Raw genomic sequence first — 23200 nt, 5'->3', positions numbered from 1 at the left:
CCCGCGGTGAGAGGCGGGTGAGACACGGCCCGGATTCCGGCCGCGTGACGGCACGTCGGCGGATACTCACGAAGGTCCGGAATGTTCTTACCGTTCCGGATGTGACCTTCGTCGACTTCCGCCCGTCCTAGAGGCCGTAGCGATCCAGGACGTACCGGAAGTCCTGGAATCCGGGAGTCCTGGAGGCCGCCTCCGATGCCGAGCCCAGCCGTCACCGCGCCGCACGTCCGTGTCCCGCCCCCGCCGCCTCCGCCGACCCCGGCGCGGACCTGGGCCGAGCGCCACGAGCGCCCGCTGCTCGGCGCCGTCGCCGCCGTCGCCGCGCTCCTGTACTTCTGGGGCATCTGGCACAGCGCCTACCACGCCTTCTACGCGAGCGCGGTCCGCAGCATGACCGACAGTCCGCTCGCCTTCCTCTACGGCTCCTTCGACCCGGCGGGCTCCATCACCCTCGACAAACTGCCCGGATTCCTGTGGCCGCAGGCCCTGTCGGCGCTGCTGTTCGGCTTCCACCCCTGGGCGCTGGTGATCCCGCAGGCCCTGGAAGGCGTCGCCGCCGTCCTGCTGCTGCACGTGGTGGTACGCCGCTGGGCGGGCCCGACGGCCGGACTGCTGGCCGCCCTGTTCCTCACCCTCACCCCCGTGACGGTGGGCCTGGCCCGGTCCGTCACCGAGGACGCGCCGTTCGTGACGGTGCTGCTGCTGGCCGCCGAGGCCGCCCAACGGGCCACCGCCCGCGCCCGGTTGCGCACCCTCGTCCTGGCGGGCGGCTGGGTCGGGGTGGCCTTCCAGTGCAAGATGCTGGAAGCCTGGGCCGTGCTGCCCGCGCTGGCCGTGCCCTACCTGGTGGCCGCGCCGACGTCACTGCGCCGCAGGATCCGCGACCTGGCCGTGTCGGGGGCGGTCATGCTGGCGGTGTCCCTGTCCTGGATGCTGGTCGCCACGCTCACCCCGTCGGCCGCCCGCCCCTACCTGGACGGCACGACCGACAACTCGCCGTTCGGGCTGGTGGTCGGATACAACTTCCTGACCCGTTTCCGGGAGCTGGGCGTCGACGCGGCCGGCACCGGCAGCATCGTCGCCGACCGGGCGCACGGCAGGGTGCCGGCGGGCATGGGGGACGGCGCCTGGAAGATGTTCAGCCCCGGAATCGCCACCCAGACCGGCTGGCTGTATCCGCTGGCGGCGCTCGGCCTGGCGGCCGGACTGGTGACGCTGTGGCGGCGCCGCGTCCCGCGCACCGACCCCGCCCTGGCCGGACACCTGATGTGGGGCGTCTGGCTGGTGACCTTCTTCCTGGTCTTCAGCTTCGGCAGCGTGACCGGGCACACCTACTACATGGGGGTGGTGGCGGTGGCCCTGTCCGCCCTGGCCGCGGCCGGCGTGACACAGGTGCGCGGGCGCCGGCTGCTGTGCGCGGTGTTCGCGGTCGACGTCGCCTGGTGCGCGGCGCTCGCCCTGACCTGTCCGCGCTTCTTCCCGTGGTCGGCCGCCGTCGCCGCGGGCCTGTGCCTGCCGGGCCTCGCGCTGCTGGTCGCGGACCGGCGGTCCCGGCACCGCACCGGCCTCGCCCTCGCGCTCGCCGCCGTCCTCGTCGTCCCCACGGTGTGGTCCGCGTCCGCGCTGTCCCTGCGCTACAACCAGCCCGGCGGCTTCGGCCGGGTGGGCCCGGACAGCGTCCGCGTCCACAACCCCGCCTCCGCGCTGACCCCGGCCCAGCGGCGGGTGCTCGCCTACCTCACCGCACGTCGCGACGGCGCCAGGTATCTGGCGGCCGTGCCCCGCTGGCAGGCGGCGGCACCGTACATCCTCGCGGCCGACGCCCCGGTCCTGCCGGTCGGCGGCTTCACGGCCCGTGTGCCCTACCCCGCCGCCCCGGCCTTCCACCACCTGATCGCCACCGGCGGGCTCCGGTACGTGGTCCTGGGCCGCGCCGACCTCACCCGTCGCGCCCGGGGTGCCAGGACCCCGGGGCGCGCCCTGATGCGCTGGGTGCTCGGCCACTGCGCGCCAGTCCCCGTCTCGGGCTACACGGTCTACCGCTGCGGGCCGGGCGGGTGACCGGTCGGCCCCCGGAGAGGAAGAGGAGGAAGAGGAGGACGAGCGGCGGCGGCAGGACCGGGACGGCGGTGGCCCCGGGGATCCGGTGGAAGCCCACCCATCGGACAGGTGCTCCGGGGGCGGGGAAGACCCCGGCACGTGCGAACGGCCCGTCGGTGGTCACCGACGGGCCGTTCGGAGAACTGTCTACGGCTGCTTGTTCCACTCGGCGACCACGGGCCACCCGTGTTCCATGGACAACCGGCTGACCGTCCCGGTCGCCAGCTGGAACAGCCGGCCCTCGGCCGGCGGCAGGCCCAGCCTGCGGGCGGTGAGCACCCGCAGGAAGTGCGCGTGCGCCACCAGCACCACGTCACCGCCGCCGTCGGCGAGCGCCCGTTCCACGGTGGCGAGCACCCGGTCGGCGCGGGCCCCGATCTGCTCCGGCGACTCGCCGGGGTGCCCGGCCGGGCCCGGCGGCACGCCGTCGGTCCACAGGTACCAGTCGGGGCGGGAGCGGTGGATCTCCGCCGTGGTGATGCCCTCGTAGCCGCCGTAGTCCCATTCGTGCAGGTCGGGGTCGGAGACGACCCCGTCGAGGCCGGCCAGCTCGGCCGTGCGGGTCGCGCGGTGCAGCGGGCTGGCCAGAACCAGTGCGTAGGTCCGGCCGGTGAGCAGCGGGGCGAGGGACTTGGCCTGTTCCTCGCCGTGCCCGGTCAGGGGCAGGTCGGTCCAGCTGGTGTGCCGGCCCGACAGGCTCCACTCCGTCTCACCGTGGCGGACCAGAAGAAGGTCCCCCACGGCGCGCTACTCCTTCGACTCGACCGCGTGGCCGCCGAACTGGTTGCGCAGCGCCGCGATCATCTTCATCTGCGGGGAGTCGTCCTGGCGGGACGCGAACCGCGCGAACAGGGAGGCGGTGATCGCCGGCAGCGGCACCGCGTTGTCGATGGCCGCCTCGACGGTCCAGCGGCCCTCGCCGGAGTCCTGGGCGAAGCCCTTCAGCTTGTCCAGGTGCTCGTCGTCGTCCAGGGCGTTGACCGCGAGGTCGAGCAGCCAGGAGCGGATGACGGTGCCGTCCTGCCAGGAGCGGAACACCTCGCGGACGTTGTCCACCGACTTGACCTTCTCCAGGAGCTCCCAGCCCTCGGCGTAGGCCTGCATCATGGCGTACTCGATGCCGTTGTGGACCATCTTGGAGAAGTGCCCGGCGCCGACCTTGCCGGCGTGCACGTAGCCGTACGGGCCCTCGGGCTTGAGCGCGTCGAAGATCGGCTGCAGCCGCTCCACGTGCTCCTTGGTGCCGCCGACCATCAGGGCGTAGCCGTTCTGCAGGCCCCACACCCCGCCGGAGACACCGGCGTCGACGAAGCCGATGCCCTTGATGCCGAGTTCGGCGGCGTGCTTCTCGTCATCGGTCCAGCGGGAGTTGCCGCCGTCGACCACCGTGTCGCCCTCGGACAGCAGGTCCTTGAGCTCGTCCATGACGGACTGGGTGGCGGTGCCGGCCGGCACCATCACCCAGAGGGTGCGCGGCGCGTCGAGCTGCCCGACGAGTTCTTCCAGGGACTTGACGTCGGAGACGTCCGGGTTGCGGTCGTAGCCGATGACGGTGTGGCCGGCGCGGCGGATCCGCTCGCGCATGTTGCCGCCCATCTTGCCGAGACCGATCAGTCCGAGCTGCATGTCACTTCACTTCCTGAGTGTGCGGTACGTCGAGACGAGGGCGCTGGTGGACGGGTCGAGACCGGGGACGTCCGCGCCCTCGGTGAGGGCCGGCTCGATGCGCCTGGCGAGGACCTTGCCGAGCTCGACGCCCCACTGGTCGAAGGAGTCGATGTTCCAGACGGCGCCCTGGACGAACACCTTGTGCTCGTAGAGCGCGATCAGCTGGCCCAGCACGGACGGCGTCAGCTCGCGGGCGAGGACGGTCGTGGTCGGGTGGTTGCCCTGGAACGTGCGGTGGGCGACCTGCTCCTCGGCGACGCCCTCGGCGCGGACCTCCTCGGCGGTCTTGCCGAAGGCCAGCGCCTGCGTCTGGGCGAAGAAGTTCGCCATCAGCAGGTCGTGCTGCGCCCTGAGTTCACCGCTCAGCTCGGCGACGGGCTCGGCGAAGCCGATGAAGTCCGCCGGGATCAGCTTCGTGCCCTGGTGGATCAACTGGTAGTAGGCGTGCTGCCCGTTGGTGCCGGGCGTGCCCCAGACGACCGGGCCCGTCTGCCAGTCCACCGGACGGCCTTCGCGGTCCACCGACTTGCCGTTGGACTCCATGTCCAGCTGCTGGAGGTAGGCCGTGAACTTCGACAGGTAGTGGGAGTACGGCAGCACCGCGTGCGACTGGGCGTCGAAGAAGTCGCCGTACCAGATGCCCAGCAGGCCCAGCAGCAGCGGCGCGTTGGACTCGGCGGGGGCGGTGCGGAAGTGCTCGTCGACCAGGTGGAAACCGTCGAGCATCTCGCGGAAGCGGTCCGGGCCGACGGCGATCATCAGCGACAGGCCGATCGCGGAGTCGTAGGAGTAGCGGCCGCCGACCCAGTCCCAGAACTCGAACATGTTCTCCGGGTCGATGCCGAAGCCGGTGACCTTCTCGGAGTTGGTCGACAGGGCCACGAAGTGCTTGGCCACCGCCTTGTCGTCGCCGTCCAGGCCGTCGAGCAGCCACTTCCGCGCCGAGGTCGCGTTGGTGATCGTCTCGATCGTGGTGAACGTCTTCGACGCGACGATGAACAGCGTCTCCGCCGGGTCCAGGTCGCGGGTCGCCTCGTGCAGGTCGGCGCCGTCCACGTTGGACACGAACCGGAACGTCAGCTCGCGTGCCGTGAAGGCCCGCAGCGCCTCGTAGGCCATCGCGGGACCGAGGTCCGAGCCGCCGATGCCGATGTTGACGACGTTCCTGATGCGCTTGCCGGTGTGCCCGGTCCACTCGCCGGAGCGGACGCGGTCGGCGAAGCCGTTCATCTTGTCCAGGACCGCGTGCACCTGCGGTACGACGTTCTCGCCGTCGACCTCGACCACCGCGTCCCGCGGGGCGCGCAGCGCGGTGTGCAGCACCGCCCGGTTCTCGGTGATGTTGATCTTCTCGCCGCGGAACATGGCGTCCCGCAGCCCGAACACGTCGGTGGCGCGGGCCAGTTCCTGGAGCAGGACGAGCGTCTCGTCCGTGATCAGGTGCTTGCTGTAGTCGATGTGCAGGTCGCCGACGCGTACCACGTAACGCTCGGCGCGGGCCGGGTCCGTCGCGAACAGCTCACGCAGGACCGGCCGGCCCTGGGCGCGGTGGTCCTCCAGGGCGGCCCACTCGGGCCGCTCGGTGAGCCGGGGGGTGTCAGACATCGGAAGCGGTCTCCTTGGTGGCCTCGCCGCGCAGGGCGATGGCGTACATCTCGTCGGCGTCGAGGCGGCGCAGTTCCTCGGCGATCAGTTCGGAGGTGGCGCGGACCTTCAGCGCGAGGGTGCGCGGCGGCTGGCCGGGCAGGGTGAGGGTGGCCAGCGGGCCCTCGGGGCGGTCGATGACGATGTCACCGCCCGCGGTGCCGAGCCGGACGGCCGTGACGACCGGGCCGGGGGAGACCACGCGGTCCACCTTGACGCCCAGGCGGGCCTCCAGCCAGCGGGCGAGGAGTTCGGCGCTGGGGTTGTCCGCCTCGGCCTCGACGGCCGCCGAGGTCACGGCGGACCGGGCCTGGTCGAGGGCGGCGGCCAGCATGGACCGCCACAGGGTCAGCCGGGTCCAGGCCAGGTCGGTGTCGCCGGGCGCGTAGTTGCGGCCGCGGGCGTCCAGCACCTCCATCGGGCGCTCGACCGCGTACAGGTCGGTGATCCGGCGCTGGGCGAGGGCGCCGAGGGGGTCCTTGGACGGGTTGTCGGGAGCCTCCACCGGCCACCACACGACGACCGGGGCGTCCGGCAGCAGCAGCGGCAGCACCACCGAGTCGGCGTGGTCGGAGACCTCGCCGTAGGTCCGCAGCACGACCGTCTCGCCGGTGCCTGCCTCGGAGCCGACGCGGACCTCCGCGTCCAGGCGGGAGGCGGTGCGGTCGCGCAGCGTGCGGGCGTGCCGCTTGATGACGACCAGGGTGCGCGAGGGGTGCTCGTGCGAGGCCTCCTCGGCGGCCTTGATCGAGTCGTAGGCGTTCTCCTCGTCCGTGACGATGACCATCGTCAGGACCATGCCCACCGCGGGGGTTCCGATGGCGCGGCGGCCCTGCACCAGCGCCTTGTTGATCTTGCTTGCCGTGGTGTCGGTCAGGTCGATCTTCATGGCCTGCGCCAGCTCCGTCCGTCTCGTGCGAGCATCTCGTCGGCTTCCTTGGGTCCCCAGCTGCCCGACTCGTACTGCGCGGGCTTGCCGTGCTTCGCCCAGTACGTCTCGATCGGGTCGAGGATCTTCCAGGACTCTTCCACTTCCTGGTGACGGGGGAACAGATTGGCGTCACCGAGGAGTACATCCAGGATGAGCCGCTCGTACGCCTCCGGAGACGACTCGGTGAACGACTCGCCGTAGGCGAAGTCCATCGACACGTCCCGGATCTCCATGGAGGTGCCCGGCACCTTGGAGCCGAACCGGACGGTCATGCCCTCGTCCGGCTGGACCCGGATGACGATCGCGTTCTCGCCCAGCTCCTCGGTGGCCGTCGAGTCGAACGGCGAGTGCGGGGCCCGCTGGAAGACGACGGCGATCTCCGTCACCCGGCGGCCGAGCCGCTTGCCGGTGCGCAGGTAGAAGGGGACGCCCGCCCAGCGGCGGTTGTCGATCTCGACCTTGACGGCGGCGTAGGTGTCGGTCTTCGACTTGCGGTCGATGCCGTCCTCTTCGAGGTAGCCGATGACCTTCTCGCCGCCCTGCCAGCCGGCCGCGTACTGGCCGCGCACGGTGTGCTTGCCCAGGTCCTCCGGCAGCCGCACCGACTTGAGGACCTTCAGCTTCTCGGTGAGCAGCGCGTCCACGTCGAACGCGATCGGCTCCTCCATGGCGGTCAGCGCCATCAGCTGGAGCAGGTGGTTCTGGATGACGTCACGGGCCGAGCCGATGCCGTCGTAGTACCCCGCCCGGCCGCCGATGCCGATGTCCTCGGCCATGGTGATCTGTACGTGGTCGACGTAACTGCGGTTCCAGATCGGCTCGTACATCTGGTTGGCGAAGCGCAGCGCCAGGATGTTCTGGACGGTCTCCTTGCCCAGGTAGTGGTCGATCCGGAACACCTGGTCCGGGTCGAACACGTCGTGCACGACCCGGTTGAGGTCCTGCGCGGAGGCCAGGTCGTGGCCGAACGGCTTCTCGATGACCGCCCGCCGCCAGGCCCCGGCCGGCGGGGTCGCCAGCCCGACCTTCTTCAGCTGCTGCACGACCTTCGGGAAGAACTTGGGCGGCACGGAGAGGTAGAAGGCGAAGTTGCCTCCGGTGCCCTGGGAGCCGTCCAGCTCGTCGACGGCGTCCTTGAGCTGCTTGAACGCGGTGTCGTCGTCGAAGTCACCGGGGATGAACCGCATGCCCTGGGCCAGCTGCTGCCAGACCTCCTCGCGGAACGGGGTCCTGGAGTGCTCGCGGACCGCGTCGTGCACCTCCTGCGCGAAGTCCTGGTCCTCCCAGTCCCGGCGGGCGAAGCCTACGAGCGAGAAGCCCGGGGGCAGCAGGCCCCGGTTGGCCAGGTCGTAGACGGCCGGCATCAGCTTCTTGCGGGACAGGTCACCGGTCACACCGAAGATGACGAGGCCGGACGGCCCGGCGACCATCGGCAGCCGCCGGTCGCGCGCGTCCCGCAACGGGTTGTCCCAGTCGGCGGCGGGCGCCACCGGCACCCGCGCCTCCTTGTCCTTCTTGCTCATTACGCGTCAACTCCCTTGCTGTTCAAGGACTTCGTGACGGCGTCCAGCAGCTCCTGCCAGGCCACCTCGAACTTGGCGACGCCCTCGTCCTCCAGCTTGCCCACGACCTCGTCGTAGGAGATACCCAGCCGCTCGACGGCCGCCAGGTCGGCGCGGGCCTGCTCGTAGCCGCCGGTCACCGTGTCGCCGCGGACGTCGCCGTGGTCGGCGGTGGCGTTGAGCGTGGCCTCCGGCATGGTGTTGACCGTGCCGGGCGCGACCAGCTCGTCGACGTAGAGGGTGTCCTTGTACGACGGGTCCTTGACGCCGGTGGAGGCCCACAGCGGGCGCTGCCGGTTGGCGCCCGCCGACTCCAGGGCACTCCAGCGGTCTCCGGCGAAGACCTGCTCGTAGGCCTCGTAGGCCAGTCGCGCGTTCGCCAGCGCGGCCCTGCCCTTGAGGGCGAGGGCCTCGTCCGTGCCGAGGACGGTCAGCCGCTTGTCGATCTCGGCGTCGACGCGGGAGACGAAGAAGGAGGCCACCGAGTGGATGGCGGCCAGGTCCAGGCCCTTGGCGGCGGCCTGCTCGAGACCGGCCTGGTAGGCGTCCATGACCTCGCGGTAGCGCTCCAGCGAGAAGATCAGCGTGACGTTGACGCTGATGCCCTGGGCGATGACCGCGGTGATCGCGGGCAGACCGGCCTTCGTCGCCGGGATCTTGATCATCACGTTGGGGCGGTCGACCAGCCAGGCCAGCTGACGGGCCTCGGCCACGGTGGCGGTGGTCTCGTGCGCGAGGCGCGGGTCGACCTCGATCGACACCCGGCCGTCCCGGCCGCCCGTCGCCTCGTACACCGGGCGCAGCACGTCGGCGGCGGCCCGCACGTCCTGCGTGGTCATCATCCGCACCGCCTCGTCGACCGTGACGCCGCGCACGGCCAGGTCGGCGAGCTGCTCCTCGTACCCCTCACCGGAGCCGATGGCGGCCTGGAAGATCGACGGGTTCGTGGTCACGCCCACGACGTGGCGGTCCCCGACGAGCCCGGCGAGGTTGCCGGTGCTGATCCGCTTGCGCGACAGGTCGTCCAGCCAGATCGAGACGCCCTCGTCGGACAGGCGCTTCAGTGCTCCCGCGGTGGCGGTTGCTTCGGTCACAGTGATCATCTTCCTCTACTGAACTGATTCTGGCTGGTGGATCAGGCGGTGCGGGCGGCCGTGCGGGACTCGCGGGCCGCCGCGGCCACGTGCTCGGCGGTGAAGCCGAACTCGGCGAACAGGGTCTTGGCGTCGGCGGACGCGCCGAAGTGCTCCAGGGAGACGATCCGGCCGGCGTCGCCGACGTAGCGGTACCAGGTCAGGCCGATCCCGGCCTCGACCGCGACCCGCGCCCTCACGGCCGGCGGCAGGACGCTCTCGCGGTACTCGACGGGCTGCTCCTCGAACCACTCCACGGACGGCATCGACACCACCCGGGTGCCGATCCCCTCGGCCTCCAGGAGGTCCCGTGCCCCGACGGCGAGGTGCACCTCGGAACCGGTGGCGATCAGGACCACCTCCGGGGTCTCGGTCGACGACTCGCGCAGTACGTATCCGCCCTTGGCCGCGTCGGGGTTCGGCGCGTACGTCGGCACGCCCTGGCGGGTCAGCGCGAGCCCGTGCGGGGCCGGGTGCGTGGCGTGCCTCTTCAGGATCTCGGCCCAGGCGGTCGCGGTCTCGTTGGCGTCGGCCGGGCGGACGACGTTCAGGCCCGGAATCGCCCGCAGCGAGGCCAGGTGCTCGACCGGCTGGTGGGTGGGGCCGTCCTCGCCGAGACCGATGGAGTCGTGGGTCCAGACGTAGGTGACCGGGAGCTGCATGAGCGCGGCCATCCGGACGGCGTTGCGCATGTAGTCGGAGAACACGAGGAAGGTGCCGCCGTAGATCCGGGTGTTGCCGTGCAGCGCGATGCCGTTCATCTCGGCGGCCATCGAGAACTCGCGGATCCCGAAGTGGACCGTACGGCCGTACGGGTCGGCCTCGGGCAGCGGGTTGCCCTTCGGGAGGAAGGAGGAGGTCTTGTCGATGGTGGTGTTGTTGGAGCCCGCGAGGTCGGCGGAGCCGCCCCACAGCTCGGGCAGCACCGCGCCGAGCGCCTGGAGGACCTTGCCGGAGGCGGCCCGGGTGGCGACCGACTTGCCCTCCTCGAAGACGGGCAGCTCGGACTCCCAGCCCTCGGGGAGCTGGCCGGCCACGACCCGGTCGAAGAGCCGCGCGTTCTCCGGCCGGGCGGTGCGCCACTCGGCGATCCGCTTGTCCCAGGCGGCGTGCGCCTCGGCGCCCCGGTCCAGTGCCCGGCGGGTGTGGGCCAGCACCTCGCCCGCGACCTCGAAGGACTTCTCCGGGTCGAAGCCGAGGACGCGCTTGGTGGCGGCGATCTCGTCCGCGCCGAGCGCGGAGCCGTGCGAGGCCTCGGTGTTCCGCGCGTTCGGCGCCGGCCAGGCGATGATCGTGCGCATCGCGATGATCGAGGGGCGCCCGGTCTCGGCCTGCGCCGCCTTCAGGGCCGCGTGCAGCGCGTGCACGTCGACGTCCCCCTCGGCGGTGGGCTCGATGCGCTGGGTGTGCCAGCCGTAGGCCGCGTACCGGCCGAGGACGTCCTCGGAGAACGCGGTCGCGGTGTCGCCCTCGATGGAGATGTGGTTGTCGTCGTAGAGGAAGACCAGGTTGCCGAGCTTCTGGTGGCCGGCCATCGAGGAGGCCTCGGCGGAGACGCCCTCCTCCAGGTCGCCGTCGGAGACGATCGCCCAGATCGTGTGGTCGAAGGGGGAGGTGCCCTCGGGGGCCTCCGGGTCGAACAGGCCGCGCTCGTAGCGGGCGGCCATCGCCATGCCGACCGCGTTGGCGACGCCCTGGCCGAGCGGCCCGGTGGTGGTCTCGACGCCGGCCGTGTGGCCGTACTCGGGGTGGCCGGGCGTCTTCGACCCGTGGGTGCGGAAGGCCTTGAGGTCGTCCAGCTCCAGCTCGTACCCGGCGAGGAAGAGCTGGGTGTAGAGGGTGAGCGAGGTGTGTCCGGGGGAGAGGACGAAGCGGTCGCGGCCGGTCCACTCGGGATCGGCCGGATCGTGCCTCATCACCTTCTGAAAGATCGTGTAGGCGGCCGGGGCCAGGCTCATCGCGGTGCCGGGGTGCCCGTTGCCGACCTGCTGCACCGCGTCGGCCGCGAGCAGGCGCGCGGTGTCCACGGCACGCCGGTCGAGGTCGGTCCACTCGAAGCCGTCCGATGTCTGCGTGCTCATCTTCAAGAAGTCCTCGTTCGAAGCGTTCTGGCTGGCCTGACGCGTTCAAAACTAAAAGTCTGACTTTTGGGAAGGAAGGTCGGAGTGTGTCAGCCTGTGGTGAAAGTGGGACACGGATCTTCGACAGGGACGGCACGAGAAGGACATGGCGGACAGAACGCCCGAAGGGGCGGGTGACGGTGACGGAATCAGGACCTTCCCCTTCCCGGTGGATCTGAGCGTCGGCGGCGTCGGCATACAGGTCGGCCAGATGGGGACCGAGCGCGTGTGGCACGCCGACGCCCCCCTGGAACGCGTCCACCGCATCGACTTCCACGTGGTCATGCTCTTCACCGAGGGCCCCGTCCGCCACATGATCGACTTCGCCGAGTACGAGGCACACGCCGGCGACCTGCTCTGGATCCGCCCCGGACAGGTGCACCGGTTCTCGCGGACCTGCGAGTACCGCGGAACCGTGTTGACCATGCAGCCCGGCTTCCTGCCGCGGGCCATCGTGGAGGCGACCGGCCTGTACCGCTACGACCTGCCGCCGCTGCTCCGCCCCGACGCGCCGCAGCTCACCGCCCTGCGGGCGTCGCTCGCCAACCTGCGCCGCGAGTACGAGGACGACGCGACCCTCCCGCTGAGCCTGCACACCTCGGTCCTGCGGCACTCGCTCACCGCGCTCCTGCTGCGGCTCGCGCATCTGGCGGCCAGTTCGGCGGAGGCGGCCCGCCGCCAGGCCGACACCACCTTCACCCTCTTCCGGGACGCGGTGGAGAAGGACTTCGCCGCCAACCACAGCGTCAGCGCCTACGCCGACGCGCTCGGCTACTCCCGCCGTACGCTGGTCCGCGCGGTCCGCGCCGCGACCGGGGAGACCCCGAAGGGCTTCATCGACAAACGGGTCGTCCTGGAGGCCAAACGCCTGCTGGCCCACACGGACCTCCCGATCGGCCGGGTGGGCGCGGCGATCGGCTTCCCGGACGCCGCGAACTTCTCCAAGTTCTTCCACCTGCACACGGGCCAGACCCCGGTGGCGTTCCGGGCGGAACTGCGCTGACACGGCGACGGCGCCGGGGGAGGTCCCCCGGCGCCGCACGACCCGACTCCCGCGTCAGTGGCCGAAGCCGAACCAGTTCACGTTCACGAAGTCGGCCGGCTGGCCGCTGCTGAAGGTCAGGTAGACGTCGTGGGTGCCCGTCACCGCCCCGATGTTGGCCGGAACCGTCTTCCAGGTCTGCCAGCCGCCGGTGTTGCCCACCGCGAAACTGCCGACGGGCGCGTTGCTCCGGCTGTCGAGGCGGACCTCCACCAGTCCGCTGACGCCGCTCGCGGCTCCGCTGGCCACCCGCGCGTTGAACTGGGTGGCCGCCGACGAACCGAAGTTCACGCCCTTGTAGAGCGCCCAGTCGCCGTTCGCGACGTAACCGATGTCCTGGCCGCCGCCGGTGTCGGTCGTCGTCTCGGTACTCACACCGGACTGGCTGTCGTACGACTCGGCCTGGATGGCGCTGTAGGCGTCCCGGTTGCCGGACGGCGGGGGCGTGGTACCGCCGCTGCCGCCGGCCTGGAGCACCTGCACGTAGTCGACGACCATCGGGTGGCCCGGCTCGGTGGTGCTGTAGGGGCCGCCGCCGAACGCGCCCGGGAAGCCGCCGCCCATCGCCACGTTCAGGATGACGAAGAAGCCGTGGCTGGTGGCGTTGGACCAGGTGGTGGCGTCGACCTGACCGGCCGTCACCGTCTGGTAGTTGACACCGTCGACGTAGAAGCGGATCGCCTCGGGGCTCACCGAGCGGTCCCACTCCATCGTGTAGGTGTGGAAGCCGGACTGGCAGGTGGAGCCGGGGCAGGAGGTGGAGTTGCCGAGACCGGTGGTCTCGTTGCACGGTCCGCCCGGGCTGCTGCCGCAGTGCATGGTGGCCCACGTGGTGTTCAGGCCCTGTACGTTCTCCATGATGTCCAGCTCGCCGACGGACGGCCAGTTCTGGTAGTTGCCGCGGAACGGAGCGCCGAGCATCCAGAACGCGGGCCAGTACCCCTGCGCCGCCGTGCCGGTGACATTGGGCATCTGCAGCCGCGCCTCGACGCGCAGCTTGCCGCCGGACGGGGGCTGGAAGTCGGTGCGGGTGGTCTCGATCCGGCCCGACGTCCAGTGGCCCGACGCGTCGCGGCGCGGGGTGATCTGCAGGTTGCCGTTGCCGTCCAGCGCGACGTTGCTGGTGGACGAGGTCATCGTCTCGACCTCGCCCGTGCCCCAGTTGGCCGCGCCGCCCGGATACGAGGTCCCGGTGTCGTACTGCCAGTCGGAAGTGTTGACGCCGGTGCCGGCGGTGCCGTTGAAGTCGTCGAGGAAGACCTGGCTCCAGCCGGAGGGCGTACCGGGTGCGGAGGCGCTCGCGGGCAGGGTGGCCGTCGTGGCGGCGGCCGCCGCCAGAACCGTCGTGGCGAACACGGCGACGAGCACGCGGCGGACGGAGCGCCGTCTTCCGTGATCCGCGGGGGAGATACCGGAGGTGTCACTCATGGGGTGCCTCTCGGGTACGGAGTGGGGGTGCGGGGGATGCCTCCGAGAGCGTCGGAAGGTGTTGCTGAGAGCGCTCTCAAAGTGCGCCCAATGTGCTCTCCGCGCCTGCGGCCGTCAAGGGTTGAAACAGATAATCTCCTTACCGCGCCCCGGAGTTCAGGCGGTGAAGGCGGCGGGCGGTCGGACCGCGCCGTCCGCCTCCCGGTCCGACCAGGACGGCTTTCGGCCACCGGGCGGTCGGCCGCGCCCCGGGCGTCGTGCGGGCCGGCACGGCCGTGGCCGGGGTCCCGGCCGCCGCGCACCGGGGCGGACGCCCACTCGCTGCCGTGCGCGAAGGTGCCGGAGGCGGGCCGGGCGGAACCCTCGTCGCCGGTGACGGCCACGGAAGTCGGCGGGTCCTCGGCCGCCACCGACCTCGACCGGGCCGGTGGAGCCGGATTCCGCCGAGGAGCGACGGGTATCGAGTCGACCGGAACCCCGGTTGTCCGCGCCTCCGTTCGTGAACAGAGTATGAACGCCCGACCGGCGGCCTGATTTTCCGGTGAGATCCCCCTCCCGGCATGGCTTCCCCACCTGCCCGATCGGAACAGTTCGGAAAAGTGAAGAAGCAGCATGCCGACCCCTCGCCGGAGGTATTACGTGACCGACGTCCGCAAGCGGCAGAGCGTGGCCGTCGTGGGAGCCGGCGCGGCGGGCACCCTCACCGCCGTCCAGCTCTGCGAGACGGCGCACCGCCGCCGTACCCCGCTCGAACTCGTCCTGATCGACCCGGCCCCGGAGGCGGGCCGCGGCACCGCCTACGCCACCCGCGACCCCAGACACCGCCTCAACGTGCCCGCCGGCAACATGAGCGCCTACCCGGACGACCCCGGACACTTCCTGCGCTGGCTGTGCCGGCACGGCGAACCCACCGTCACCGCGGCCGACTTCGCCACCCGCTACCGCTACGGCGCGTATCTCGCCGACACCCTCGGCCAGGCCCTGGTCCGCGCCCACGGCACGGTCGCGGTCCGCCGTCTGCGCACCCGCGCCGAGTCCTGTACCGACACCCCCGACGGCCGGGTGGAACTCCACCTCGCCACCGGGCGCCCCCTGCCGGCGGACGGCGTGGTCCTGGCCACCGGTCCCGCCGGGGCCACCGGCGCCTGGGCCCCGCCCGCCCTGCGCGCCGACGGCCGGTTCGTCGCCGCCCCGTGGGCGCCGGGTGCCCTGGACCCCGTACGGGACAGCCCCGAGGACGTCCTGCTGGTCGGCTCCGGACTCACCGCCGTCGATCTCGCCCTCACCCTGGACCGCCCCGGACGTACCGTGCACGCCCTGTCCCGCAGCGGGCTGCTGCCCCAGCCGCACGCCCTCGGCCCGGCCGGCGCCATGCCCGCCCCCGAGGACCTCGACGACACCTCCCTGGGGCGGCTGCGCCGCGCGGTCTACCGTCAGCTGAGCCGCTCCGTGCGCACCCACGGCGACTGGCGCCCGGGCCTGGACAGCCTCCGCCCGCACACCGCACGGCTGTGGCGCAGCCTCACCCCCGAGGAACGCGAGGAGTTCCTGGCCCGCGAGGGCGCCCTGTGGAACACCCACCGGCACCGGATGGCCCCCGCCACCGCGGAACACGTCTCCCGCGCCCGCACCGCGCGCCGCCTGCACGTCCACACCGGCACCGTCTCCCGGGTCACCGCCGGCGAATCCGGCACACTCACCGTCGAGTTGTCGAACGGCCGCGCGGTGGAGGTCGGTTGGGTGGTGGACTGCACCGGACCCGGCCGCCGTCCGGACACGCCTTTGTGGCAGGCCCTGTTCGCCGCCGGGACCGCCGTACCCGGGCCGCTGGGCATGGGAGCGGCCACCCGGGACGGCAGGCTCCTCGACGCCGAAGGCCGCGCGGAACGGCCCCTGTTCACCCTCGGCGCCCCCCGCCGGGGCGAACTGTGGGAGACCACGGCCATCCCCGAGATCCGCGTGCAGGCCGCCGAATTGGCCCACCGTCTGCTGCCGCCGCCCACGCCCAGGCGCACCTCCCGGCGTCCCCTCGACGGCCACGGGCTGCCGCTGTCCACCCGTGCAGAGGCGGCCGCCGCCTACCGGGGCGGCCTCGACCGGGTCCTCAAGGTGCGCTCCGGCGCCGAGCACGCCCTCGCCCGCGCGGTCGCCCTCGACCCCGGCTTCGCCCTCGGCCACGCGGCCCTCGCCCTGCTGGGCCACGAGTGCGCCGCCGCCGTCGACGTGCCCCGCGCCCTCGCCGACGCCCAGCGCTCGGCGCGTGAGCGGGCCGACGACCGCGAGCGGTCCTTCGTGGACGTGGTGACCCGCCGGGTGGCCGGCGACGACGGGGACCGGGCGCTCGTACGGCACCTGCGGGAGCACCCCGGGGACGCGCTGGCGCTCGCCGCGGCCGTGCCCACCATCGCCTTCTCCGGGGTGAGCGACCTCCAGGACGACGACGCCGTACGCCTCCTCGACCTGACCTCGCCCGCCCACGACGGCCACTGGTTCCACACCTCGCTGCTGGCCTTCCTCCGCCAGGAGCAGGGCAGGCTGCACGAGGCGGCGGAGCTCGCCCACCGAGCCCTGGCCGCCGAACCCGCCTCCGGGCACGCGGTGCACGCGCTGGCGCATGTCCACTACGAGTCCGGGGCGCACGAGGCGGGCCGGGACTGGCTGGACCGCTGGGTGTCGGGGCGCGGGCGCGGGGCGGTGCACCGGGCGCACTTCTCCTGGCACATCGCCCTGCACGAGCTCGCCCTCGACGACGCCGCCGCGGTCCGCCGCCGCTGGTTCGCGCAGCTCGCCCCGGGCCGGGTGCGCGGGATCCGGGCACTGGTGGACTCCGGCTCGCTGCTGTGGCGGGCCCGGCTCAGCGACAGCTGGGACGGTGAGCTGCCGGCCGCGGACGTCCTGGACTCGGTCGCCCGCGAGGTACTGGAACAGCCCGCGACCGCGTTCACCGCGCTGCACGCGGCCGTCGCCCTCACCGCCGCGGGCGACCTGCCCGCGCTGCGCAGACTGCGCGACCACGCGGCCGGCGCCGACCCGGTGCAGCGGGAGGTGATCGCGCCGCTGTGCGAGGCCTTCGCGGACCTCGCCGAGGAGCGCTTCCACGAGGCGGCCCGCGGACTGGACGCGCTGCTTCCCGCACTGCGCAGGGTCGGCGGCAGCGCGGCCCAACGGGACGTCGTCGAGGAGACGTTGCTGTACGCCCTGGTGGAGGGCGGCCGCCGCGACGCGGCCCGGCGGCTCCTGGACGCCCGGCTCGAGCGCAAACCGGCGCCCCGTGACCGCAGACTCCGGGCGGCCCTGCCCGCCTGAGCCGGCCCCGTCGTCCGTCCCCGCCGCACGGACGACGGGGACGGCCATGCCAGGGAGCGCGTCCGAGGGCCGGCCCGAACCGCCGGACTCCGCCACCCGCCCGGTCGCCGGCCGGACTCGGCTGGATTCGGCCGCCCGGTCGCCTGCCGGACTCGGCCGCCGGGCTGCCTGCCGAGCTCTGCCGCCGGTCTTCCCGCCGGACTCGGCCACCCGGTCGCCCGCCGGACTCCGCCGCCCAGTCGCCTGCCGCCGCCGGGGCTCCGCCGCCGGGCTGCCCGCCGGACTCCGCCGCCCGGCTGCCCGCGCGCCTCCGCCCTCCGCCCGCCGGGCTCCCCCGCACGCGCCGCCGAGCCGGTCTCGCGCGCAGGCGCCCCCCGCGGAGCGGGCGCCCGGGTTCGGTGAACCGCCGTCCGCCGTGGGATCATTCCGACGCCGTGCGGAGGGAACCCGAGGCCCTGGGATTCCCTCTCAGGAGTCGAAACAGAGCGTTCACAGCGTGTGCATGGCCTCGGACCGACGGCCGCGACCACCATCGGTCCCAGCCGCACGCACCGCCGTCACCGGGGGAACCCCTATGCCCAGCCGCCGTCGTTTCCTCACCGGGGCCGCCGCCGCGCCCGTCGCGCTCACCTCGGTGACCGCGTGCGAGGACGGCGACGCGGCACAGCCCGCGGCGCGGGGCCGGCACACGGTCTCGCCGGCCGCGGCGGCGCCCGCCGGAAGGACCGCGTCGAACCGGCTCAACTTCGTGGTGATCCTCGCCGACGACCTCGGCTACGGCGAGGTCGGCGTCTACGGCCAGCGGTTGATGCACACCCCGCGACTGGACGCCCTCGCCGCGGAGGGCCTGCGCTTCACCCAGGCCTACGCCGCCGCCCCGGTGTGCGCGCCCTCGCGCTGCTCGATGTTCACCGGCCTGCACAGCGGGCACGCGACAGTACGCAACAACCCCTGGGGACCGGGCGGTCAGGGCGCCCTCACCGACCAGGACTTCACCTTCGCGGAGGCGCTCAGGGCGCTCGGCTACCGCACCGGCCTGATCGGCAAGTGGGGCTTCGGGCCCAACGCCCCCGGCCAGCCGAGCCACCCCAACTCCCGCGGCTTCGAGGAGTTCCACGGCTACCTCACCCACCACCACGCCCACGACTACTTCCCCGCCTACCTGTGGCACAACGGCACCCGCGAGGAGATCCCGGACAACCAGGGCGGCGCGCAACGGGTCTACGCCCCCGACCTCCTGTCCGAACACGCGCTGCAGTTCGTGCGCACCCACCGCGACGAGCCTTTCCTGCTCTGCCTGACCCCGACCGTCCCGCACGCCCCCAGCAAGGACCCGCATCCCGGCGAGTACGCCGACCGCCCGTGGACCGGCCCGAACAAGCGGCACGCGGCCCAGGTGACCACCTTCGACACCCAGGTCGGGGACGTCGTCGACGAGCTCACCGCGCTCGGCCTCGCCGACCGCACCGTCGTCCTCGTCACCAGCGACAACGGGCCGCACGAGGAGGCGGGCACCGACCCCGATCTCTTCGACGGCAACGGCCCGTTGCGGGGCTACAAGCGGAACCTGTACGAGGGCGGCATCCGCGTCCCGCTGATCGCCTGGTCCCCGCGGCACGTCCGGTCCGGCACCACGGACCGGCCCACCCCGCTCACCGACCTGCTGCCCACCCTGGCCGACCTCGCCGGAGCACCCGCCCCCACCGACGTCGACGGCCTGTCGGTCGCCCCCCTCCTGCGCGGCTCCGCGCATCCGGCCCGCCACGACAGCCTGTACTTCTACCGCAACCACGCGGGCGTCACCGCACGCCAGGACGCCGTCGACCACGGCCGGGGCGACCGGCTCGCCGAGGCGCTGCGGCGCGGCGACCTCAAGGCGGTCCGGTTCGCCCCGGGCCGGAGCCTGCGGGCCCCGGACGACCAGTGGGACGTGGAGCTGTACGACCTGGCCCGGGACCCCGGTGAGGAGCACGACCTCGCCGCCGCCCGGCCCGCCCAGGCGGACGCGCTGGTCAGGCTGATGCGTGCCTCGTGGGCGCCGGTGTACCCGCGCAGGCCCTTCGGCGTGACCCTCGAAGTCGGCGGCGGCGAAGCGGAGTTCGACGTCACCGCCACGCTCGCCAACGGATCCGCGCGCCCCTGGCACGCCGCCCGGCTCACCCTCGACGTCCCGAGCGGCTGGCCGGTGCACGCCCAGGGACCGGCCGGCACCGACCGCCTGGACCCCGGTGAACGCCTCACGGCCCACTGGCGGGTAGGCCGCCCCCGGGTCTCCACCGCCACCACCCTCACCTGCCGGGGCACGGCCCACCACGGGGACGACGAGGTCGGCTACACGGCCACGGTGACGCTCGCCTGACCCGCGCTCAGGTGCCGTGCACGTGCCGGATCCCGGCCGGTACCGCCCACCACTGGTCCGGGCGGTCCACCACCGGGGCGTCCGGGCCGGTGTCGAGATACCGGGCCAGGCGCATCAGGTAGGCCGCGATACCTGCCGCGCCCTGCATCCACGACGTGCCCGGTGGCAGCAGCGGGTCGTCGACGCGGTACTCCACGAACCGCCAGCGGGCGCCGGCCGCGTCCATGACCGCCCGTTCCACCAGGGCGTCGCCCATCCGGAGCGCGCCGTCCGCCAGTGCCCGCGCCCTCGGCGTCCCCGCGCAGTCCTGGGCCGCGTCCAGGAGGACGTCCCCCACCCCGGCGGTGCCGCAGCAGCGGCCGTCGTTGTCCCAGAACCCGGGGCGCAGCCGCTCCGGGAGTCCCGAGGTGAGGACCGAGGTCATGCAGCGCTGCCGCAGTTCCCCGACGTCGTGCCCGGCCACCTCGGTGACGCCCGCGTGGGCGAGCGCGGTGAACAGGTGCGAGGTGCCCGTCGGCCCGTGGCACCAGGTGTAGGTGACCGGCTCCACCTCGCGCCTCGAGGGCGGGATCGTGTGCGGGACGACGAAGCCGCCGTCCGCCGTCGACCCCACGGACAGCACGTGCCGGGCCCCCGCCACGGCGGCCGCGACGAAGTCCTCGCGGTGCAGGGCCGCGCCCGCCACCGCCAGGGCGGAGGCCACCCCGGCGGCGCCGTGCGAGTAGTTCGGGCACCGCGACTCCGTGCTCGGCGAGATCCCCCAGTCCAGGCCCGCCTCGGTGCGGTCGGCCATCCGCAGCAGGGCCTCGCCGCCGGTCGTCGCGATCGCTTCCGCGTGCTCTCCGCCCGCCCAGACGGCCGTCATGACCACGCCCGCGACGCCCATGATGATGTCGGTCAGGGGCGCGTCGGAATCCGGCACGAACCCGGTGGTGGTCCGCCAGCCCCCGGGGGTCGCCAGCTCGGCGAGCCGCCCCAGCGCGACCGCCTCGCTGCCCGGTTCGAGCAACCGCAGCGCCGTGGCGTGGCCCGCCAGGCCGAGGTAGAGGGAGGGTTCGGCCACGGCGGGGGCCCGCTCCGACAGGCGGCGCACGATCCCGGCCGCCAGGGCCTGTTCCCGTTCGCCGAGCGCCCGGTACCGGGCGATCTCCGCCAGCACCGGGGCCAGCCCCGCGATGCCCGCGTACAGCGAGTCCCGGTCCTCGGTGGGCGCGGGGTCCCCGGCGTCCGCCTCCGGCACGTCCTCCGGCAGCCAGGGGCCCTCGTCGTCCCGCACCTGGTCCAGCACCCACGACCAGGCGGCCTCGCCCAGTTCCCTGTACACCTCGCTCGCTGTCACCCGGTCACGCTACACGGACTGATCCGTCCGCTCCGGCCGCCAGCCCAGGCCCCGGGAGATCCCGCGGGCCGCCAGCCGCACGGCCGGGACCAGCGCCGGTACCTCGGCGTCCGCCTGCGGCACCACCACCGACACGGCGGCCGTCACCTGCCCGTCCGCGCCGCGCACCGGGGCCGCCACCGACAGCGCGTCCTCCGTGACCTGACGGCTGCTCACCGCGACTCCCGTACGGCGTACTTCGGCCAGCGAGCGGCGCAGGCACCCCGGATCCGTGATGGTGTACGGGGTGAAGGCGGCCAACGACCCGGCGCAGTAGCCCTCCTGGAAGGCCGGCGTCCCGTGGGCGAGCAGGACCAGGCCCACCCCCGTCGCGTGCAGCGGCCAGCGGGCGCCCACCCGTATGTGCACGCCGACCGCCGAGCGCCCCGACAGCCACTCGATGTAGACGACCTCGGTTCCGTCCCGCACCGCCAGCTGGACGTTCTCGTGGGTCGCTTCGTAGAGGTCCTCCAGGTAGGGCAGCGCGACCTGCCGAAGGGCGAGGCCCCGGGGCGCCAGCGCGGCCAGCTCCCAGAGCCGCAGCCCCACGTGGTACAGGCCCTCGGCGTCCCGCTCCAGCGCGCCCCACGCGGTGAGCGCTGCGGTCAGGCGGTGGGCGGTGGTCAGGGAGAGCCCGGCCCGGCGGCTGATGCCGCTGAGGCTCAGCGCCGGATGCCCGTGGTCGAACGCGGCGAGCACCGCCAGCAGCCGGTCGGGAGCGGAGCGGGCGGCGGCGTGCTGGCGGGCGATGGCGGCCTCCCCGGTCCCGACCCCGGTGGCGGCGGGGCGACATGCGGCAGGGCTGCCAGCATGGCACCCGGCACGCCGGGCCGGAGCCCCCGCCGCCTCAGGAACCCAGCACGTCCACGAAGACCGGGTTGGAGTAGAACCACGTGTCCGCCCACGGGTCGCCGTTGCCCGGCTCGTGGGTGAGCGGGCCGTGCGGGTCGACGGACGCGCCCAGGTAGCCGGTTCCGTTCCGGTTGCCGTCGCTGCCGCGGAGCCGGACGTAGAAGGACTCGTCGCCCGCGGTGATCGGGATGCGCAGGGTGTAGGTGCCCTTGCGGCCGGAGACGTCCTCGGTGCGGACGACCCTGGTGTCCGGCGCCCGCCAGGTGTCGCGGTCGGCGACCGGGCCGCGGACCGCGCCGCGGATCACGTCCACGTGCGCCAACCTCGGGAGGATTCCTTGGTCGTTGGTCCGGGACGCGGAGGTCACCGTCACGTCCAGGGTGATCCGCTCGCCCCTGCGGACCCGCAGCCGGCCGCCCAGGGTGACACCGTGGCCGTGGTCGCCGTGCCGCTTCAGGCGGACGTCCAGACCGTCCAGCAGGTGCCCGTGGTCCAGCCAGACCCGGCCCGCGCGCAGCCCCGCCATCACCGCGCGGTGGCCGTAGCGGGTGACGCCCACGTGGGTGCGGCTGAACTCGCCGGGCCAGAAGTCGCTGCCGGGCTGCGGGGTGTCGGTGTTCACCGGATCCGGCAGCCTGCCGGTGTTGTCGAAGTTCTGCCCCGGCGCCCAGTCGCCGTTCTTCCAGGTGTCGAAGACCGTGCGGTGGTTGTCGGAGTTGGTGGTGATGGTGAACAGCCGGCCCTCCGACAGCATCGCGTCCCACAGGCCGCCCACGGTCGCGGTGGCCCAGTCGAAGCCGCCGTACGTCAGGTAGGCGTCCGCCGGGTAGCCCGCCCAGGACTGCGCGGAGGGCCTGTTCTCGTACTCGCCGCGGATCGAGGTGGCACCCCGCCGGCCGGGGATGGCGGCACCCTGGGCGCCGGGCGCGCCCTCCATGCCGATCATGATCTCGGGGGCCGCGTCCCGCCAGTTGCGGATCTCGTGCGGGGAGTCGATACCGAGCCGCAGCGGATGGTTGGCGAGCACCAGGACGTCGTCGACGTACCCCGAACGGCGCTGTTCCGCCAGCCACTTGATGGCCTTGACGGCGTGCGCCTCGTTGCGGGCGGTGTCCGTGTCGGCCACCCCGCCCTTGTCGTAGCCGAGCAGCTTGCCGTCGTAGGCCAGCTCGAACCGGGTGAGCAGGTCCGTCTCGTGGCGGCCCGGTGCGGCGAACACCGTGCAGTGCTCGGCGGCCGGGATGTACCACTCCAGGCCCTGGAAGATCAGCTGGCGCGGGTTCTCCCGGCGGGCCTTCAGGATCTCGGCGTGCTCCAGTTGCGCGCCGTAGGAGGCGTGGCCGAAGTTGGCGTGCTCGTTGAAGACCATCCAGTCCAGGCCGAACCGGGCGGCGGCGCTCGCCTGCTGGGAGAACGTGTACTTCGCGTCGTGGCTGTACACGGAGTGCACGTGGTGGTCGCCGACCAGGTAGGCGAGGCGGGGATCCTCGCCGCCCGGGCCCCGTCCGCCGGCGGCCGCCGCGGGGGCGGCCGCCGACCCGAGGGCGAACGCGGCACCGAACAGGCCGGCGCGGCGCAGGAGTCCGCGCCTGGACACGCCCTGCGCGTCCAGGTCGGCGGGGGAGACGGCGGGATCGGCCCAGACGGGCAGCTGCTGCTCGGTCATGATGATGATCC

The 23200-nt window shown here is 73.1% G+C and carries 15 protein-coding genes; 4 read left to right on the top strand and 11 right to left on the bottom strand.

Annotated elements, in window-relative coordinates; genetic code table 11:
• Positions 1–195: 195 nt before the first annotated feature.
• Positions 196–2061 (top strand): ArnT family glycosyltransferase, encoded by a 1866-nt coding sequence (locus ACFY3I_RS01960; protein ID WP_390858903.1) that lies wholly within the window; start codon positions 196–198, stop codon positions 2059–2061.
• 186 nt (positions 2062–2247) lie between these two features.
• Here ACFY3I_RS01960 and ACFY3I_RS01955 read toward each other — a convergent pair whose 3' ends face one another.
• Genes ACFY3I_RS01955 through tkt form a run of 7 tightly spaced genes read right to left on the bottom strand, consistent with a single transcriptional unit; the run spans position 2248 to position 11119 of the window.
• Positions 2248–2841 carry a histidine phosphatase family protein gene (locus ACFY3I_RS01955; protein WP_365288489.1) on the bottom strand — a complete coding sequence of 198 codons (594 nt, stop codon included), beginning with the start codon at positions 2839–2841 and terminating at the stop codon, positions 2248–2250.
• A 6-nt stretch (positions 2842–2847) separates the two neighbouring features.
• Positions 2848–3726, bottom strand: coding sequence for a phosphogluconate dehydrogenase (NAD(+)-dependent, decarboxylating) (gnd, locus tag ACFY3I_RS01950; protein WP_365288571.1), 879 nt, complete (start codon positions 3724–3726; stop codon positions 2848–2850).
• A gap of 6 nt (positions 3727–3732) precedes the next feature.
• Positions 3733–5373, bottom strand: a complete 1641-nt coding sequence (gene pgi / locus ACFY3I_RS01945; protein ID WP_390858902.1) for a glucose-6-phosphate isomerase — start codon at positions 5371–5373, stop codon at positions 3733–3735.
• The gene (gene opcA / locus ACFY3I_RS01940) at positions 5366–6301 is read right to left on the bottom strand and encodes a glucose-6-phosphate dehydrogenase assembly protein OpcA (protein WP_390858901.1); all 936 of its coding nucleotides are present in this window, start codon (positions 6299–6301) and stop codon (positions 5366–5368) included. Before opcA ends, pgi begins: the two co-directional genes overlap by 8 nt.
• Positions 6298–7866, bottom strand: a complete 1569-nt coding sequence (gene zwf, locus ACFY3I_RS01935; protein WP_365288495.1) for a glucose-6-phosphate dehydrogenase — start codon at positions 7864–7866, stop codon at positions 6298–6300. The genes opcA and zwf overlap by 4 nt, the downstream gene beginning before the upstream one ends.
• Positions 7866–9008, bottom strand: a complete 1143-nt coding sequence (tal, locus tag ACFY3I_RS01930; RefSeq protein ID WP_390858900.1) for a transaldolase — start codon at positions 9006–9008, stop codon at positions 7866–7868. The genes zwf and tal overlap by 1 nt, the downstream gene beginning before the upstream one ends.
• Before the next feature lie 32 nt (positions 9009–9040).
• Positions 9041–11119: a transketolase gene (gene tkt, locus ACFY3I_RS01925; protein ID WP_390858899.1), complete on the bottom strand. Its 2079-nt coding sequence runs from the start codon at positions 11117–11119 to the stop codon at positions 9041–9043.
• Positions 11120–11264: 145 nt separating this feature from the next.
• Between tkt and ACFY3I_RS01920 the strand changes: the two genes are divergently transcribed.
• Positions 11265–12161, top strand: a complete 897-nt coding sequence (locus ACFY3I_RS01920; protein ID WP_390858898.1) for a helix-turn-helix domain-containing protein — start codon at positions 11265–11267, stop codon at positions 12159–12161.
• A gap of 54 nt (positions 12162–12215) precedes the next feature.
• Here ACFY3I_RS01920 and ACFY3I_RS01915 read toward each other — a convergent pair whose 3' ends face one another.
• A complete protein-coding gene (locus tag ACFY3I_RS01915) occupies positions 12216–13628 on the bottom strand; it encodes a glycoside hydrolase family 16 protein (RefSeq protein ID WP_390858897.1) in 1413 nt (470 codons plus the stop codon).
• Positions 13629–14240: 612 nt separating this feature from the next.
• On the opposite strand from ACFY3I_RS01915, the gene ACFY3I_RS01910 reads away from it, so the two are divergent.
• Positions 14241–16934, top strand: coding sequence for an FAD/NAD(P)-binding protein (locus ACFY3I_RS01910; RefSeq protein ID WP_390858896.1), 2694 nt, complete (start codon positions 14241–14243; stop codon positions 16932–16934).
• A gap of 574 nt (positions 16935–17508) precedes the next feature.
• Complete coding sequence (locus ACFY3I_RS01905) at positions 17509–19293, top strand: sulfatase-like hydrolase/transferase (protein WP_390858895.1); 1785 nt, start codon at positions 17509–17511, stop codon at positions 19291–19293.
• 7 nt (positions 19294–19300) lie between these two features.
• On the opposite strand, the gene ACFY3I_RS01900 is transcribed toward ACFY3I_RS01905, so the two are convergent.
• The 3 genes from ACFY3I_RS01900 to ACFY3I_RS01890 all read right to left on the bottom strand — a co-directional run bounded on the left by ACFY3I_RS01900 (position 19301) and on the right by ACFY3I_RS01890 (position 23189).
• A complete protein-coding gene (locus ACFY3I_RS01900; protein WP_390858894.1) occupies positions 19301–20632 on the bottom strand; it encodes a lanthionine synthetase LanC family protein in 1332 nt (443 codons plus the stop codon).
• A 9-nt stretch (positions 20633–20641) separates the two neighbouring features.
• A complete protein-coding gene (locus tag ACFY3I_RS01895; RefSeq protein ID WP_390858893.1) occupies positions 20642–21370 on the bottom strand; it encodes an IclR family transcriptional regulator in 729 nt (242 codons plus the stop codon).
• 148 nt (positions 21371–21518) lie between these two features.
• Positions 21519–23189 (bottom strand): histidinol-phosphatase, encoded by a 1671-nt coding sequence (locus tag ACFY3I_RS01890; protein ID WP_390858892.1) that lies wholly within the window; start codon positions 23187–23189, stop codon positions 21519–21521.
• Between the last annotated feature and the right edge of the window lie 11 nt (positions 23190–23200).

This window comes from Streptomyces sp. NPDC001068 (assembly GCF_042897315.1).
In the GTDB taxonomy this organism is placed as follows: domain Bacteria; phylum Actinomycetota; class Actinomycetes; order Streptomycetales; family Streptomycetaceae; genus Streptomyces.
The sequence above is the reverse complement of the archived record's forward strand: the minus strand, read 5'-3'. Positions and strand labels throughout refer to the sequence as shown.